Annotated in this window: 16 protein-coding genes and 2 riboswitches; of the genes, 5 read left to right on the top strand and 11 right to left on the bottom strand. The window is 55.4% G+C overall.

What is annotated here, in order from left to right:
* Positions 1-49: 49 nt before the first annotated feature.
* Positions 50-478, bottom strand: a complete 429-nt coding sequence (gene mntR, locus HGBM_RS19680) for a transcriptional regulator MntR (protein ID WP_026074544.1) — start codon at positions 476-478, stop codon at positions 50-52.
* Between the two features lie 299 nt (positions 479-777).
* Here mntR and HGBM_RS19675 point away from each other — a divergent pair, with 299 nt between their 5' ends.
* Both HGBM_RS19675 and dat read left to right on the top strand, forming a co-directional pair.
* Entirely contained in the window at positions 778-1,794 is a 1,017-nt protein-coding gene (locus HGBM_RS19675; RefSeq protein ID WP_019122797.1) for a hypothetical protein, read from the top strand.
* A 108-nt stretch (positions 1,795-1,902) separates the two neighbouring features.
* Positions 1,903-2,760: a D-amino-acid transaminase gene (dat, locus tag HGBM_RS19670; protein WP_019122796.1), complete on the top strand. Its 858-nt coding sequence runs from the start codon at positions 1,903-1,905 to the stop codon at positions 2,758-2,760.
* 403 nt (positions 2,761-3,163) lie between these two features.
* Here dat and HGBM_RS19660 read toward each other — a convergent pair whose 3' ends face one another.
* From HGBM_RS19660 to gcvT, 4 genes are all read right to left on the bottom strand, one after another.
* Positions 3,164-3,994: a lipoate--protein ligase family protein gene (locus HGBM_RS19660; RefSeq protein WP_019122794.1), complete on the bottom strand. Its 831-nt coding sequence runs from the start codon at positions 3,992-3,994 to the stop codon at positions 3,164-3,166.
* Positions 3,995-4,104: 110 nt separating this feature from the next.
* Positions 4,105-5,574 (bottom strand): aminomethyl-transferring glycine dehydrogenase subunit GcvPB, encoded by a 1,470-nt coding sequence (gene gcvPB / locus HGBM_RS19655; protein ID WP_019122793.1) that lies wholly within the window; start codon positions 5,572-5,574, stop codon positions 4,105-4,107.
* Positions 5,567-6,877, bottom strand: coding sequence for an aminomethyl-transferring glycine dehydrogenase subunit GcvPA (gcvPA, locus tag HGBM_RS19650; protein ID WP_390620998.1), 1,311 nt, complete (start codon positions 6,875-6,877; stop codon positions 5,567-5,569). The genes gcvPB and gcvPA overlap by 8 nt, the downstream gene beginning before the upstream one ends.
* 66 nt (positions 6,878-6,943) lie before the next feature.
* On the bottom strand, positions 6,944-8,047 hold the full coding sequence (gene gcvT / locus HGBM_RS19645) for a glycine cleavage system aminomethyltransferase GcvT (protein WP_019122791.1): 1,104 nt from the start codon (positions 8,045-8,047) through the stop codon (positions 6,944-6,946).
* A gap of 117 nt (positions 8,048-8,164) precedes the next feature.
* Positions 8,165-8,271, bottom strand: a riboswitch (glycine riboswitch).
* Positions 8,272-8,373: riboswitch (glycine riboswitch) on the bottom strand. It lies immediately after the preceding riboswitch.
* Between the two features lie 190 nt (positions 8,374-8,563).
* Here gcvT and HGBM_RS19640 point away from each other — a divergent pair.
* From HGBM_RS19640 to HGBM_RS19630, 3 genes are all read left to right on the top strand, one after another.
* Positions 8,564-10,258 carry a DEAD/DEAH box helicase gene (locus HGBM_RS19640; RefSeq protein ID WP_019122790.1) on the top strand — a complete coding sequence of 565 codons (1,695 nt, stop codon included), beginning with the start codon at positions 8,564-8,566 and terminating at the stop codon, positions 10,256-10,258.
* Positions 10,259-10,288: 30 nt separating this feature from the next.
* Positions 10,289-11,383, top strand: coding sequence for a YqhG family protein (locus HGBM_RS19635; RefSeq protein ID WP_019122789.1), 1,095 nt, complete (start codon positions 10,289-10,291; stop codon positions 11,381-11,383).
* 108 nt (positions 11,384-11,491) lie between these two features.
* Positions 11,492-12,370, top strand: coding sequence for a hypothetical protein (locus HGBM_RS19630; RefSeq protein ID WP_026074543.1), 879 nt, complete (start codon positions 11,492-11,494; stop codon positions 12,368-12,370).
* Between the two features lie 26 nt (positions 12,371-12,396).
* On the opposite strand, the gene HGBM_RS19625 is transcribed toward HGBM_RS19630, so the two are convergent.
* The 6 genes from HGBM_RS19625 to HGBM_RS19600 form a co-directional block, all read right to left on the bottom strand.
* Positions 12,397-12,654 (bottom strand): YkuS family protein, encoded by a 258-nt coding sequence (locus HGBM_RS19625; RefSeq protein ID WP_019122787.1) that lies wholly within the window; start codon positions 12,652-12,654, stop codon positions 12,397-12,399.
* A 20-nt stretch (positions 12,655-12,674) separates the two neighbouring features.
* Positions 12,675-12,839 carry a YqzE family protein gene (locus HGBM_RS29800; RefSeq protein ID WP_019122786.1) on the bottom strand — a complete coding sequence of 55 codons (165 nt, stop codon included), beginning with the start codon at positions 12,837-12,839 and terminating at the stop codon, positions 12,675-12,677.
* Between the two features lie 19 nt (positions 12,840-12,858).
* Positions 12,859-13,380 (bottom strand): shikimate kinase, encoded by a 522-nt coding sequence (locus tag HGBM_RS19615; RefSeq protein WP_019122785.1) that lies wholly within the window; start codon positions 13,378-13,380, stop codon positions 12,859-12,861.
* 11 nt (positions 13,381-13,391) lie between these two features.
* Positions 13,392-15,242 (bottom strand): stalk domain-containing protein, encoded by a 1,851-nt coding sequence (locus tag HGBM_RS19610; protein WP_019122784.1) that lies wholly within the window; start codon positions 15,240-15,242, stop codon positions 13,392-13,394.
* A gap of 88 nt (positions 15,243-15,330) precedes the next feature.
* Positions 15,331-15,786: a helix-hairpin-helix domain-containing protein gene (locus HGBM_RS19605; protein WP_019122783.1), complete on the bottom strand. Its 456-nt coding sequence runs from the start codon at positions 15,784-15,786 to the stop codon at positions 15,331-15,333.
* 61 nt (positions 15,787-15,847) lie between these two features.
* Positions 15,848-16,606 (bottom strand): 5-oxoprolinase subunit PxpA, encoded by a 759-nt coding sequence (locus HGBM_RS19600; protein ID WP_026074542.1) that lies wholly within the window; start codon positions 16,604-16,606, stop codon positions 15,848-15,850.
* Positions 16,607-16,727: the final 121 nt, after the last annotated feature.

Below are 16,727 nucleotides of genomic sequence, written 5' to 3'. Positions count from 1 at the left end.
AAAAAAAATCGCCAGCCTGCACGGCGGCAGGCCCGGCGCTTTCCAAACATCACTCTTCTTTTGCTTCGTCTTCCAACCGAATTCGCTTTAATTCTTCACTGCGCTGCGAGTCCATATGAAAATACTGAACCAAGTATTCGATACAGGTAATGGATTCCCAACTGAGATGGTGCTCGATCCCCTCAACGTCCTTATAGATATGCTCCTCATCGACGCCAATCATGCGCAAAAAATCCTCCAGCAGCGTATGGCGGTCGACCAGGCGCTTTCCGATCTTTTTCCCTTTTGGTGTCAGAACCAGGCCGCGATATTTCTCGTAGACAAGGTATTTGTCTTTATCGAGCTTTTGCACCATCTTTGTTACGGAAGAGGGGTGAACTTCCAATGCTTCCGCGATATCGGAGACACGAGCGTATCCTTTTTCTTCAATTAAGTTGTATATTTTTTCCAAATAGTCTTCCATACTGGGTGTTGGCACAGATCATCCCTCGTTTCAACCGTGATCGCCCGCAAAAGCCGATATTTCTATCTTACCGTGCGAGTAAGCCAAGTTGCAAGGATATCCTCGGCTTTTTCTCCATTTTGCCCCAAATTCGACAAAGCTGGCAAGTGGATTCACCACGGGGGCGGTCCCTTTTTGCCGATAGCTGTTCTGAATTCAGCCTCCTTCCTCATACACTTGTACCAAGTTTGGTCAAGCAAAGCTCGCATGATTCGGCTGCCAGCCGGATGCTGGCGCTGTGTTTCACGTTGATTTGCCCTTAGGAGGAGGATGGCATGCGTCACGGAACATGGCGGATTGCGGCATTATATGCCGGAGCCGCACTTGGAGCCAATTATATAAGCGGGTTTGAAATCATTCGTTTTTTCTCCTTTTACGGCACATGGGGCACGATTGGCCTTCTGCTGGCCGGAGCGGCCCTCTGCGGGAGCTCCTGGCTGGTGCTCAGATGGGCGGCAAACCGGCAGTTCACCAGTCTGTTCGATTTCTGTTCGTGGCTGTTCGGCACAAACGCAGGACCGATAGCGGCCCTGTTCCTCTGTCTCATCCTGTTTGGCGTGGCCGGGACGGCCATTGCGCAGCAAGCAAGACAGCTGCAGCATGCCTTTTTGTTTCCCGCAGCCGGCGGGGCTGTCCTGCTTACCGCCATCGCTGCCTGGCTGGCGATCAAGGGCCGAAAACAACTCGCACCGGCCGCCGAGGTGCTCGTCCTGCTTGGGCTGCTCTTTCCCCTCGCCCTGGTTCTCCACCAGCGCCACATCCCGCTGCCCAGCCTTGCTTACCAGTGGAGCGGTCCGTGGCTGTGGCACGCGCTGCTGTACGTCTCTTTGCATTTGTTGTTCTGCCTGCCTGTTCTGGTCTCGCTTTCCCAGGGCGGCAATGCTCCCGCCCGCCGCGGCATGATTCTGGGCGGTTTCCTGTTTACGGCGGTTCTCCTGCTCGACCATCTGGCAATCCTGGCACACTGGCATGACGTAAACAATTCCACGCAGCCGCTGTTTGATACGGTGAGCTCGCTCTTTTCAGGCGGCAGCTCCCTCTACAGTTTGCTTGCCGGCGCTCAGTCCGTCACGGTCGCTTCCCTCTGGTTCTATGCGTTGGCGATGCCGATCGTCGAGCAGTTTGACCTGCGCCCCGCTCCGGTGCTGCTCTCGATGGCCGGGTTGACAGCCTTCTGTGCCTTTCTGCCGCAGCTCGGCGGGTGGTACGAAACCAGCCTGCTGACGATTGCCGCCTACTTTGGCCTCTTCTTGCTGATCACCATAGTTTGGAGGTGGACAAAATCTCCCTGAGCTTTTTGTTAAACTTGTCAATCATTTCGACGTTTTCAATTGATTCTTTGTCTTTATTCTGATATCTTGGAAAAAGTAAAGCATAGCATAAAAATGGAGGCCTGACAAATGTATTACATCAACGGAACATGGGTGCAGCCCGAACAGACGATCGTTCACCCTGAAGATCGCGGATACCAGTTCGGCGATGGCGTTTATGAAGTGATCCGCATTTACGGCGGAAAACTGTATCAGTGGGAGGGGCATCTGGCCCGGCTGAAACGCAGTGCCGCGGAAATCAAGCTTCAACTCGCATGGTCCGATGAGGAGCTGCTACAGATCGCTCTCGAAATCATGAAAAGAAATGGATTCACTTCCTCCGATGACGCCAACCTCTACATGCAGGTAACCCGTGGCGCTTCCCCGCGCTCCCATGAGTTTCCGGCAGACGCGAAACCGGTGCTGTCTGCTAACGCAACCCGCAAGGCACGTCCGCTGGAGCAGCTGAAAAACGGTGTCGCGGCAATCGTCACGGCTGATGTGCGCTGGCTGCGCTGCGACATCAAATCGCTCAACCTCCTGGGAGCGGTCTTGGCCAAGCAGCAAGCGAAGGAAGCTGGCGCATTTGAAGCGATTCTGCACCGCGACGGCATCGTGACGGAAGGCAGCTCCACCAACGTGTTTGCCGTCAAAGACGGCCGCTTGCACACCCACCCGGCGGACAACCTGATCCTCAACGGGATTACCCGCCAGACGGTGCTTGAACTGGCACGTTCGCTTTCCATTCCGGTCGTTGAAGAAGCGTTTGATCTGGCCTTCCTCAAACAGGCTGACGAGCTTTTCATCACGTCCACCACGGCAGAAGTCATGCCGATCATCACAGTCGACGGCGAGCGCGTCGGCACGGGTCAGCCTGGACAGATCGCACAGCGGCTGCAGGCGGCGTTTGAAGAGTCGATCGCCCGCAATTCTTACACATACTCTTGATCAATTGCCCTCGTTATCCGACGGGGGTTTTTTACGCCGTAAAGGGGAATCTGTACAAATCTGTACGAATGACTAAAAGCCTCGTCATCCCCCCAGGCATACTCTAAAGGGATAGAGTACGCAATGGGGGTGACCAGGGTGAAAAAAGCCAAGACCGCCAGCAGACCGTACGTCTTGACTCCACGCGGGACGACAGCGGATTGCGGCCGCTTTTGCGCAAACGTCTGCCGGACTTTGTTCCCCGCGATGTTCACGCAGTGTTTTGCCGACTGCTCAACTGCCGAAGGGGTTTTAGCCGCGGCCGAAGGACCCGGGAAAAGGAACGGTTGCAAGACCTGCAGAAAGGCATAGTCATGCAAACAGCTCCTGCGTCCAGTACGCAGGAGCTTCGCATTTCCAGGCATCAGCGGCGGAATTTCCACTCGTCGGTTCCGTATCTGGTCCGCGCCAATTCCTCGGCCAGCGCTGTCTCGTCCGGGGTTAACTCCTGTTTTTCGAGACTGACCCCAAGTCCGGATGCAAAGCCGCGGTAAAACGCGTCGACTGCTTCGGACAGGCTTACCGGATGCGGGCTCACTTCATTGATCGTCACCGCTTTTTGGCGAAAGCTGTCCATCATCCGCTGCTTCACCCGGTCTGAAGGAAAATGCAGCAGGGAAAACAGCAGTTCCACGTCCATGTCGAGCAGGATCGACCCGTGCTGCAGAATGACGCCCTTCTGCCTGGTCTGGGCGCTGCCTGCCACCTTCTTCCCTTCGACCACCAGCTCGTACCAGGAGGGGGAATCAAAACAGGCGGAAGAACCCGGCGAGCTGTACTTCTCCTTCTCTTCTTCGCTGGCGAGCGATACCATCTCCGCCTGCAGCCCCAACTCCTGAAACCCGTGCAAAAGCCCCAGACTAATCACCTTGTACGCCTCCGTCACGCCGGAAGGCATCTTCGGATGGCTTTCGGAGACGATGACGCTGTACGTCAACTCCTTGTCGTGCAGCACCGCCCGTCCTCCCGTCGGACGGCGAACAAACCCCAAGCCGCTGCCTTTTACCGCATCCAGATCGATCTCTTTTGCCGCTTTTTGAAAATAGCCGATCGAAAGGGTAGCCGGGTCCCACGTGTAAAAACGGACGGTCGGCGGTACCTTCCCTTCGCTGTGACTGATCAAAATCGCCTCGTCTACAGCCATGTTCATCTCAGGTGACATTGGCGGGGTGAGAATAAAACGCCACTGTTCCATCTGCTGTCCCCCTTCTATGTATTCCGTCTCCATTGTACGTCAGCCCTGTCCTTTGCACAAGAAAGGAGGGGCGCACAAGTGTAGCCCCTCCGGTATTTGGTCCTGTCCGCCTACAACGCTTCCTTGCGGTAGCGCAGAATCGGCTTGCGCGCGGCCGTCGCTTCGTCCAGCCGCTTGACTACAGTCGTGTGCGGAGCCTCCTGAACGACCTCGGGCGTCTCTTCACATTCGCGGGCGATTTGCAGCATGACTTCGATAAATTCGTCCAACGTCTCTTTTGACTCGGTCTCCGTCGGCTCGATCATCAGGCATTCGTCGACGATCAACGGGAAGTAGACTGTCGGCGGATGATAGCCGAAGTCCAGCAGACGCTTGGCGATATCCAGGGTGCGGACCCCCAGTTTTTTCTGGCGGACGCCCGACAGGACAAATTCGTGCTTGCAGACGCGGTCATACGGCAATTCGTAGGCCCCGGCCAACCGACGCATCATGTAGTTGGCGTTCAGCACGGCATTTTGCGATACCTGCAGCAGGCCCTCCGCTCCCATCGTACAGATGTACGTGTAGGCGCGCAGGAGGATGCCGAAGTTTCCGTAGTACGCCTTGACCCGCCCAATGGACTCCGGTCGTTCGTAATGGAAGGCGAAGCTGCCGTCCTCCTGCTTGACGACGATTGGTGCCGGCAGATACGGCAGGAGGGATGCCTTTACCCCGACAGGGCCGGCACCGGGGCCGCCGCCGCCGTGAGGCCCGGTGAACGTCTTGTGCAGATTGAGGTGGACGACGTCAAAGCCCATGTCCCCGGGGCGGGCTATTCCTAAAATAGCGTTGGCATTTGCCCCGTCGTAGTACAGCAGCCCCCCCGCCTCGTGCACGATTTTGGCCATTTCCACGATGTCTTCTTCAAACAGGCCGAGCGTGTTCGGGTTCGTCAGCATCAAAGCGGCCGTATCCGGCCCTACCGCCTGGCGCAGCGCCTCGATGTCCACGAGCCCGCGCTCGTCAGAAGGGATGGTGATCGTTTCCATGCCGGCAATCGTCGCCGAGGCCGGGTTGGTGCCGTGGGCCGAGTTGGGAACGATTACTTTCGTCCGTTTTTCACCGCGGCTCTCATGGTAAGCGCGGATCATCATCAGCCCAGTCCACTCGCCGGCAGCACCAGCGGCAGGCTGCAGGGTAACCGCGTCCATCCCGGTGATCTCGGCCAAATCGCGCTGCAGGTTGTAGAGCACCTCAAGCGCGCCCTGGACAGTCTCCTCCGGCTGATAAGGGTGGATGGAAGCAAATCCGGGATAGCGGGCCACATCCTCATTGATTTTCGGATTGTACTTCATCGTACAGGAGCCGAGCGGATAAAATCCTGAATCGACACCGTGATTGCGCGTCGACAGCTCCGTATAGTGACGCATCAGCTGCAATTCGGAAACCTCGGGCAGTTCCGCCGGCGTCTCCCGGATCAGGTGTTCAGGCAGCAGGTCGGCAATCTCCGTTTCCGGCACGTCAAGCGGCGGCAGACTGTAGCCGACCCGCCCTGGCTGGCTCAGTTCAAAGATCAGTGCTTTTTCTTTATCGTTACGCATGGATGATCGCCTCCATTTCCTTCACCAGGGAATCGATCTCCTGTTTCGTCCGAAGCTCCGTCACGGCGAGCAGCATGTGATCGGCAAGCTCCGGATAGGAACGGCCCAGATCGTAACCGCCGATGAAACCTTTGCCAAGCAGGGCTTTGTTGACGTCTTTTACTGCTTTTGGCAATTTGATGACGAATTCGTTGAAGAACGGGGCGGTGAATACGACCTCCATCCCCTTTGCCTTTGCGAACTCCCTTTTGGCGTAATGCGCTTTTTGCAGGTTCAACATGGCCATCTCCTGCACGCCTTGTTTGCCGAGCGCTGTCAGGGCTACAGCGGCAGCCAGCGCATTCAATGCCTGATTGGAACAGATATTGGAAGTGGCTTTTTCGCGGCGAATGTGCTGTTCGCGCGCCTGCAGGGTGAGAACAAAGCCGCGCCTGCCTTCCTCATCCTTGGTTTGGCCGACGATGCGTCCGGGCATTTTTCGCATCAGCTTGGCGGTGGTGGCAAAGTAACCGCAGTGCGGCCCGCCAAACGAGGCGTGAATGCCGAACGGCTGCATGTCGCCGACCACGATGTCCGCCCCCAGTTTGCCCGGGGCTTCCAGGATGCCCAGAGCGACCGGATTGGCTTTGACGATCAAGAGCGCCCCTTTGCTGTGGACCCATTTTTCGATCTCTGCCAAGTCTTCAATATTCCCAAAAAAGTTGGGATATTGCACGACGACGGCGCCCACGGTGTCATCCACTGCCTGCGTCAGCGCCTCCAGGTCAGTCACGCCACTGCGATCGTAGCCGACCTCTTCTACTTCGACACCCTGCCCGTACGCATAGGTTTTCAAAATGTCGCGGGCTTCCGGATGTACCGCCCGGGAGACGACGACACGCTTTTTGCCTGTGTGTCCTGCCGCCATCATCGACGCTTCGGCCATGGCAGTCGGACCGTCGTACATCGAAGAGTTGGCCACTTCCATGCCGGTCAGCTCGCAGACCATCGTCTGAAACTCAAAAATCGCCTGCAGTTCTCCCTGGCTGATCTCCGGCTGGTACGGTGTATAAGCCGTGTAGAACTCGGAACGGGAGATGACGTGATTCACGACACTGGGAATGTAGTGCTGATACACACCTGCTCCCAGGAAGCAGACATGCGTATCAAAATTCACGTTTTTTCCCGCCAAACCCTTCATGTACTTGACCAGCTCAGGTTCCGGCATCGCCGGCGTAATGTCGAGTTCGCGGTTAAACCGGATGTCCCGGGGAATGTCGGCAAACAGTTCTTCAACCGACTGGATGCCGAGCGCCTGCAGCATCTCGCGCTTGTCTTGATCGGTCTGGGGCAGATAACGGTATTGCACAGTGAGATCCTCCTTCAACTCCTATTTTTTCGGACGCTTGTAAAATGGCGTGGCGACAACCTGTGCCTTCAGGCGCTTGCCGCGAATTTCTACTTCGACGAGGCTGCCCAGCTCGGCATGTTCCCGTTTCAACAGGGCGAGACCGACGTTTTTCTTCAAAGTGGGCGACTGTGTACCCGTCGTGACTTCACCAATCTGCTTATCTCCGGCAAATACGGGGTAGTGGGAGCGCGGTATGCCGCGATCAATCATCTCGATTCCAACCAGCTTTCTCGGCGCGCCGCCCTCCTTCTGCGCCTTGAGAGCCTCGCAGCCGATAAAGGGAACGGCTTTATCCGTCTTGACGGCAAATCCGATGCCCGCTTCGATCGGGGAAATGTCCCGGCTAAGCTCCTGGCCGTAAAGCGGCAGCTTCGCTTCAAAACGAAGCGTGTCGCGCGCGCCGAGGCCGCACGGCAAAAGTCCGTCTTCCTCGCCCGCCTGAAGCAGTATCTCCCAAAGCTTTGCCGCCTTGTCTGCTGCCAGGTAGAGCTCGAATCCGTCTTCCCCTGTGTAACCGGTTCGGGAGATCAGCACCGGAATGCCGGCAAGATCGAGATTTCGCTCAAAGCGGAAAGGTCTGATCTGCGACAGATCGAAATCCGTCAGCTTCCCCAGGATTTTCTCCGCCAGCGGACCCTGGATGGCCAGCAGGGCGGTTTCGTCCGAAAGGTTGGCGATGGAGACACCATCTGTCTTATGCTCCTGCATCCAGGCGAGATCCTTGTCGATGTTGCTCGCATTGATCACCAGAAAATAGTGATCGCCGGCAATTTTGTAGACGAGCAAATCATCTACCGTCCCGCCGTCCGGATAGCACATCGTGCTGTACTGCGCCTGTCCGTCCTCCAATTTGCTGACATCGTTGGTCGTCAGATGCTGCAGGAAGTCAAGGGCTCCTTCTCCCTTTACTTCCACCTCCCCCATGTGGGAAACGTCAAACAAACCGGCCTTCGTCCGAACAGCTTCGTGTTCCTGGACAATCCCGGAGAATTGTACGGGCAATTCCCAGCCGCCGAAGTCGATTGTTTTCCCGCCGTACCTGGCATAAAGGTCATACAGCGGGGTGCGCTTTAACTCTGCCATGTTACCTCCACCTCCATCGTCTTCCTTGCTGCCTCTCACTTTGGCCCAATCTCATTCGATTTTGGGCACGAAAAAAGACAGAAAAGCAGAAGAAAGAACGCAGACAGCGTCTCTTTCTTCTCCTCCTCTGTCCTTTTACCTGAGAGTTACCTCGTGCCACCCAGCACACAAGTTTCCCCTTTGGTGGCTTCCGCTTATCCAAGCCGAAGCGCTCTCCAGAGATGCGTCCAGCAGAGGTTCTTTTGCCTGAGAGATTCACCTTGCACAAGGTTTGCTCCTTCGGCGCTGCCTCAAGTGTTGCGGCAGTCTCTCCCTACTGCTCTCATCCGCCATACATAATCGCTATTCGCTTATTCCATACTATATGTATCCTACCACGACCAGGGTGTATTTGGGAATAACTATTTCATCAAAATAACAGAAAAACTGAACGTTTTCTTTATAATTCGCTAAAATGTTTGGTTTTAACCATGATAAGCCCATAAACAAAACCCAGAACCAGAAGGAGTCATCACAATGACGAATATTCCTGTTGCATTTGATCGCACCTGGCTCCCCGCCCTGCAAGATCTGATGCAAAATGACGGTCCGTGGCACAAATGGGAACTGTTCCAGCTTGCCCTTGAAGCCGAAGAAGCCTTGGCGGTCAAAGAATTTGACCAGCTTCAAGCCTTGAAATACCTACCCCATGTGAAGCCCTACCCCCACCAGATCAGCACGGCGGAAAAAGTGTTGAACGAAATGCGCGGCCGGGCCATTCTCGCCGATGAGGTTGGGCTTGGCAAAACGATTGAAGCCGGACTGATCATGAAGGAATACATGGTGAGGGGATTGGCCAAAAAAATCCTCATCCTCGTACCCGCATCGCTCGTCATACAATGGACGAAGGAGTTGAACCAAAAGTTTGGCATCCCGGCCGTCGCCCAGAAAAAAGAGTACATGTGGCGCCAGTACGACGTGGTGGTCGGTTCGATCGACACGGCCAAACGCGACCCGCACCGCCGTCACGTGCTTGACATCGAATACGACATGCTGGTGATCGACGAAGCCCACAAATTAAAAAACAAGCGCACCCGCAACTACCAATTTGCCAAAGAGATCAAGAAAAAATACTGTTTGCTGCTGACGGCAACCCCGATCCAGAACGAAATGGACGAGCTGTACAACTTGATCAATCTGCTCCGTCCGGGGCACCTGGGTCCCACACGCGCGTTTGCCACGAACTATGTGGAAGGGAAGCGGCAGGCAAAGAACAATGAACAGCTCAAGACGGAAATCGGCAAGGTGATGATCCGCAATCGGCGCAGCGACGGCGGGATCGAATTTACCGAACGTCAGGTGAAGTCCATCCCGATTGAACTGTCGAAAGAGGAGTGGGCGCTGTATCAGGGCGTAACCGATTTTGTCCGCCAAACCTACCGTGCCGACGTCGGCGGGATCAACGCGCTTGCCTTGATCACGCTGCAGCGGGAAGTCTGCTCCAGCCGGGAGGCGGCGTTTATGACCCTGTACAACATGCATCAGCGGACGGCGGAAGGGTCAAAGGAACAGGCAGCCATTCTCGAGCTGGTGGAGATGATCAAGCGGATCGGGACCCACTCCAAGGCGGCCAAAACCGTGGAACTGCTGAAGCAAATAGACGACAAGGCGATCATTTTCACCGAGTACCGCGCGACACAAAACTACCTGCAAAAATACCTCGGCGAGCACGGCATCACCTCGGTTCCTTTCCGCGGCGGCTTCAAGCGCAGCAAGAAGGACTGGATGACCGAACTGTTCCAGAATCGCGCACAGGTGTTGGTCGCCACCGAAGCGGGCGGGGAGGGCATCAACCTGCAGTTTTGCAATCAGGTGATCAACTACGACCTGCCGTGGAATCCGATGCGAATCGAACAGCGGATCGGCCGTGTGCACCGGCTGGGCCAGAAGCGTGACGTCCACATTTACAACCTGTCCACCATCGGCACGATCGAGGAACACATCCTTCATTTGCTTTATGAGAAGATCGACTTGTTCGAGATGGTGATCGGTGAACTGGATGAAATCGTCGACCGGCTCGGCCTGCTTTCATCCCTGGAGCAAAACATTATCGATATCATCATGGAATCAGGGTCAGAAAAAGAGATGGCGCTAAAGCTGGACAACATCGGCCAAGCGATCAATTCCGTACGGCACAGCGCCCTTGCAGACAAAGCCAAGAAACTCTCATAACCCCAGATACCGCAAAAGGAGGGGCCTTCCGTGGAACAGCAGCAGATGCGCAGATTTATCGAAACCTATCTGGCAGCTTTTTCCGCCCACATCTGTGAATCGCATCCTGACTATCTGACGGTCAAACTGCCGGAAGCAGTCGACAAGGATATCGGCAATCGGCCTTTTTATTGGTCGTGGATCGAAAAGATGAACATGCCTCCGCAGCCGATGATCCTCACTTTTGCGTTTGATCCGGACCGGATGCCCGAAGGAGTCCGGGCCGAACTGCTTCACTTAGGTGCAGGCCGGCTGCAGCAAATTTTTCGCTCTGCCCAAAAACACGGCCGGTTTGTCTGCATGTACGAACTTGCCCCACCGGTTCGCCAAAGCAGTGCCAAGCGGCGTTCCCTGCCGCTTGTCCCCTGGCTCGGAGTGAATGTGAAAATTTCGTTCATCTGCGACAAAAAGAAAGACTTGCTTCTCTACCTTGGCGTCAATCTCCATCAACCCAAGGTAGTTTTTGACTTTTATCCGTCCGTGAGAAAGCTGGCGCTCTCCCCCTCTATCCCCGATTACTTCTACACGTTGGACCAGCGGTTGACGCTGGAGCAGGCGGCAGAATGGATCAAACAGGCTGTCGACGAAACAATCGAGCGGGAGGATCATCGCTGGGCGGAATTCGCCCGGGAGCGATTGGCACAGGAACTGGATATCCTGGAGGCGTACTACACGCAGCTGACTGACAGTGAGGGTTCGTCTGAAGAGACGGCCAGCGAGAGTTCGTCCCAAAAGACTGACGGTCCTGCAGAAGACCACCCTGGAGTGCCGGGCGTGGAGGAAGCAAGAGAAGAACTGCCGCCCCCTCCCTCCCCTCCCGCAAAGGAACCTGTATCATGGGAGCAGCACCAGTCGACAGGCGGCAGAATCTTGGACTTTTTGCGGATAAATGGCATCCCTGTCACGCCAAAAGAACAGATCGAGCAGACAGAGTGGCGCAAGAGTACGCCGCAGGAGGAGCGTGAGCGGCGGATTGCCGAATTGAAGTGGCAGTATGAACCGAGAATAGAAGTGACCCTGATCAACGCCGGCCTGTTTTACCTGCACAGCGCCCCCTCGTTTGCCGCGGAACCGCAAAATATGTAAAAGATCAACGAGAAAAAATGGACGGCCCTTGACAATAAGCAACAAATCTTTTTTCTGAAAGTGGTTACAATAAAAATGTAACCTTTGTTAAGGGATGGTGTTTGTCCATTGAATGCAAAACTACCGTCTATACTCTTGTTTGTACTGCTGCTGATGATGCTTCCCTCCATGCGCGTACCGGCGATGGAGCAGGACTGGAGCCAACAGTTTCAGCAGCAGGTCCAGCACTGGATTACTGACTTGGCGACCAAAGACAAACAGTTTAGAACGTGGCAGGATGCAAAGACGACCGTCCAATCTCTCGGCGCGGGCAGCCACCAATGGCTGATTACGCTGTCGGCAAAAGGAAAGAACGTGGGATACCTGGTCGTGGCGGAAGCACCCGAGAGCAAAGGCAAGCAAACCAGGTTTGTCTTGCTCGAATACGGACTTGGCGAATTTATCCTGTTCAATGATGCATTTGCCCCTCAAAATATAGCAGCTGAACCGGTTTACGATGGATTTTCCTCTTATTGGCGCGTTGCCCAGCACGGAGGCAACCTGTATGTGAATGCCAAGACGGGAGAAAAGTATCCCGCTTCCCTTACCCCGGATCCATCTGTCATCAACACGCTTTCTGCACAAGAGGTGATCAATCCGGGGCAGCAGCTGACGGCTTCGTCGACCTTGGAAGAGACCGAAACGGATCCGTTTGACGACATCAGCTGGCTCGGGGCCGGTCCGCTCAGAACAGAGGGCGAAGGGGACAGGCCCTGGATGAAATTGATGCAAGCAGGTGCCGCCCCTCCGCACCCGGTCGTCGTCGCAGCATCCCTGTTTCACGATGAGGTGATGGCTCCGTATTCTGTCGGAACGATTCACGTCTGGAGTGACCGGATTGCGTACATCGGCGTCTGGGATGAAGGGCTGAGATTTCTGCCCTATTCCTACGTAAATCGGGTGGGGAAAATCGTGATCGCTCCCAAACAGCAAAAAGGTGTCTCGTAACGGTTCGAGACACCTTTGTTTTTACCCTATGAATGATGGCTGGTAGGAGAGCAGCGTTCATGTACTTCATGAAAAACTTCCTCCGCCGTCAATCCTTCCGCACTGATCACAGGAGCGCCGGCAAACGTTTTGTTTTCCACGCCCATGATGTTTTCATCCAACCCTGTGATGACCACGGCGTCAACCGTTTGCTGCCTGTTCCCTAAATCAACGACATCGTAACCGTTGCTCCGCAGCATTTCCGCAATGTGGCTAAGCGATTGTTCTACTGCAATTCTCGGCAATGCGGACACCCTTTCCTTTGTTATTTACGCCTGAGAAGCCTGATAGACATAGGAATTGCGCCAAACCAGCGAGTTGACCACGCCTCCCGGGGCTCCTCTTTTCGCCGTTTGCGCTCCGCCGCCGGGGTATCCAAGTATTCGACAAGCCTTTTCGTCAGATACTTTAGGTACTCTTGGAATGACATCGCAGATTCCTCCTTGCCGTTAGTCTTTCCGGGAATCCGCCACTTCAGTCATTTTCTCAATAATTTCCTCGACGATGGCACTGACATCCCGCCCCGTCGTCTCAATTTGCAGCGGGGCAAAGTCGTATCGGCCCGCCCGTTCCTTCAGCAGTTTCCGGACCCGCTCCCGCACGTCACCGACCAGGAGCGGCCGATTCGTGAATCCGGACAGCCTGCGGACAATTTCCTCTTCTGCTGCCCGTACATTGACGACCAGGCCGGATTCCATCATTCGCCTTACGTTCTCCATGTTCAGCACGGCCCCGCCTCCGGTGGAGATCACCAGCCCGTTTTGCTTCAGCAGCCGGGCGAGTACGGCCGATTCAAGCTGGCGGAAGAAGGGTTCTCCCTCGTCCCGGAAGATGTCGGGGATGGTCCTGCCGTCAGCCTCTACGATCGCCTCATCCAGGTCGATATGGCGGCGCCCCAGGGCCTGTGCCAGTGCTTTTCCCACTGTCGATTTACCCGTCCCGGTAAACCCGACGAAAATAATGTTGTCCATACTTCAACGCCTCAGTTCCTTACAACGTCAATCCGCACCGTCTTTGCATCGGCATCGTAACGAACCCGGTAATTCATGACCTGTTCAAAAAAGTCAAGCGGGACCATTAGCTGCCCTTTTATCGTCAGTGGCTTTGCGGAAAGCTGATATGTTTGTTCATCACAGGTTACATCCGGCGAATTTTCGCGCAGACGCAATTCCCTTCCGGCTGCTTTCAGCAGCCATTCACCCGGGTGCGGGCCGGCAGACACCTCAAACCCAAGCCTTTTCACAATCTCGGCAAGCGGCAGGTACACCGTCTTGCCGCGCTCCCGCGCCGGTGTGGCCGGATAAAAGATCATGTCATTGATCACCGTATCGACGTAGCGCTCCACCTGCAATGGCAGAAACGGGTCGCGATTTGGCCGCGCTGCATTGGGTACGAAGTACTTTGCCTCCCCGTTTAACGTCTGGCTGAGGGCTTGGTCGAGGTGGGCCGGGCCGATGACTTTTCCCTGGTAATTGCGCTGGACTCGCTTGAGGAACTGGCTGAAGCGCTCGTCTCCAATCTGTTCGCGCAGATGGTGGTACAGCATCGCCCCTTTGGAATACCAGGTCCAGTCAAATTCATTGTAGCTGCTAAACTGCACCAGATGCTTGCTCAGCGCTCCGTCGGGATAATGCCGGGACAGCTTGGACGTCTCAAGCGCGTATTCCGTCAGCAGCTGGTCGGCGGCGGCCTGGCCGTAGCGCTTTTTCAGGTAAAAATACACGCTTGCCTCCACCAGCCCTTCGTCCAGCCAACTGTGAATCGGCTTGAGCGTCGCCACGCTGTTGTACCACCACAGATGGGCGATTTCGTGCGGCAGCCAGTGATCCACCCGCTTTTGGGCAAACAAGTCACGCGAGAAAATCGCCATGTTTGCGTACTCCATCGCGTACACCGTACATCCTCCCGTCTCCGCGATCGCGGCGTGCGGGTAAGGAAGCTCGCCAAATTGCTCGCTGTATGCTGAAAATGCCGTGCCGGCAATCTCCTTCATCTGCTTCAGGCGGCCCGGGTCGGCAGATGCAATATCAACCGTCAATTTCGGGTTGACCTGGACGCTTTCGATCTGGTAGTTCGGGCTGCCGACCAGCGCAAAATTGAGTACGCGGCGGGCTGTGTAGCGCACCTCCTGCCTGCCGTCCGACACCGGTTTGCCCTCTCCTCTGCCCCAGGAAGACACCCAGTGATAGGACCCCGGCGACACAAAGGAAACGTCGTAATCGGCGTATTGATAAAAAAACGGATCGCCGTAGCCGACCGGTTTTGGCGGTTCGTACCACTGGTTTTGCTGATTGAGGGAGCCGAGCATCGGATACCAGTTGGTCAGCGTCCAGATATTCTCCCTCATGCCAAACCGGGTGCAGCCGCGCGGCACCTTTGATCGGAAGGCGATCTGCAGCGTCAGCCTGCTGGCTGCCTCTTCCTTTGGCGGCTTCAGAGTCACAACCGCTCCGCGCCGCTGAAAGGCGGCAGACTTGTCCCCCACCCGCAAGGAAGTGATTGTGATCGGACTCCAGGTATAGTCGTATAGGTACAAGAAAATCTCGGCCGTTTTCGGATTGTCAAATTGCAGCCTCATGCTGCCGGTTATCTCGCTCTCGTCCGGATTCAGCTCCGCCTTGATCTGATAGACCGGATGAAGCTCTTTCACCAACGAGGGAAGCGGCGGGTTGTAGCCAAATGGATCCGCCCCCGTATAACTGGCTGTCTGACGCGGCTTTTGGCTGTCCAGCCAGGCGGCGATCACAGGCCACTTGACCACGATGACCGCGGCGGAGAAGACGACGAAAATGGTAAGGCATATCAATAAGCTCGTCCGTTGAATCGGTTTCATGCAAATCTCCCGTACATCTCTATCTCTCTCGAAATGCTCCCTTTCATTGTAGCAAAGATTTCCGGCAGCGAACGCATTTTCTTCCGCTTTATTTGACAGGAGGACGCGACTTTGGATAGCCAAACGCCTGGCGGTACAGCTTTCTTTCGGCAGTAAAGTCAAACCACTGCTTGTCACTGCCGGGATGATTGGCATGGTAAATCACGCAGCGAAATTGATCTTCTACACACGGGTCAACCCGCATCCCCAGGTTCTGCTCAAGGCGGTCAAACAGCTCTGGCCCGCTTGTTTTTGCTGCCTCCTCTATCGAGTACAGACCCAAATCCCGTGTCAGGTTGCAGGCCAACTCATATCCGATGGAAGGGATTTGCTGAAAAGCCGCCATCGCTTTTACATACCTTGCCCGTTCCTCCGAGACGCCCATAATCCGCATGAGATCTTGCAGATCTTGTTTGTGGATCTCCCGCAATTTTAGTTTGCCCGCTCTCAGAGCAGCGCGTTCCGCTTGTGTTAACGGCAGCTTGGGGCTTTTGTCTTTGTCCAAACATCATCCCACCTAGAAAGGATAGAGGTGACTCGGATGAAACCGGAGTCACCTCGATCGATCAACTTGAAATGGGCTCCAGGCTGACATCGTGCTCCCTGGCCCAGCGGTGCAGCTCTTTTAAAAACAGCAGCGTGTCAGGACTTTCGATGTGAACGCAGAGCGTATCGGCGACCAGTTCAATCGTGCTGCCGTCAACTGTCCGCACTTTCTGTTCCAACACCAGCTGGCTGGTCTGAGCCAGCTGCTCTTCCTTGCTGATCAATACGCTTCCTTCCAATTCGCGAGGCGCCAGCCTTCCTGTCGGCAGGTACGCCCTGTCAGCAAACACTTCCTCCGCGACAGCAAGCCCGTACTCCAAGCCTACATGGACCAGCGAGCTGCCGGACAAGGCGTAGAGGACAAGTTCTTCGTTGATATCCGTGATCGCCCGAACGACCGCTTCGGCCAGCTCCGGCCGCTCCGCTGCTTCGTTGTACAGAGCGCCGTGCAGCTTGACGTGGTGGAGCTTCCCGCCCAGCCCCCGGGTGATTCCGTCAAGCGCGGCCACCTGGTACAACACCAGTTCGTACACTTCTCTTGTCGACAAAGCCATCGAGCGTCGGCCAAATCCCTGCACGTCGGGATAACCCGGATGGGCTCCGACCATCACGTTGTTTCGCAATGCTGCTTCCACCAATGTACAGATGACATGCGGATCGCCGGAGTGAAAGCCACAGGCGATATTTGCCGAGGTAATCCACTTGAGAATGCCCAAGTCTTCCTGCAGTCGATAGCGGCCAAATCCTTCTCCCATATCACAGTTAATATCTAGTCTCATCGATTCACCCTCCGCTTTTTTGACATTCTATGTAAACGCATCCATCCCTTTTCTTTCTGTTCCCTTAAGATATCACAGATTGGCCAAATCTGGAAGAAAAACGCAGAGGGTTGCTCTGGAA

The sequence above is a fragment of the Brevibacillus massiliensis genome (assembly GCF_000311785.1).
Taxonomy (GTDB): Bacteria; Bacillota; Bacilli; order Brevibacillales; family Brevibacillaceae; genus Brevibacillus_C; species Brevibacillus_C massiliensis.
This window is presented reverse-complemented; position numbering and strand designations above follow the sequence as displayed.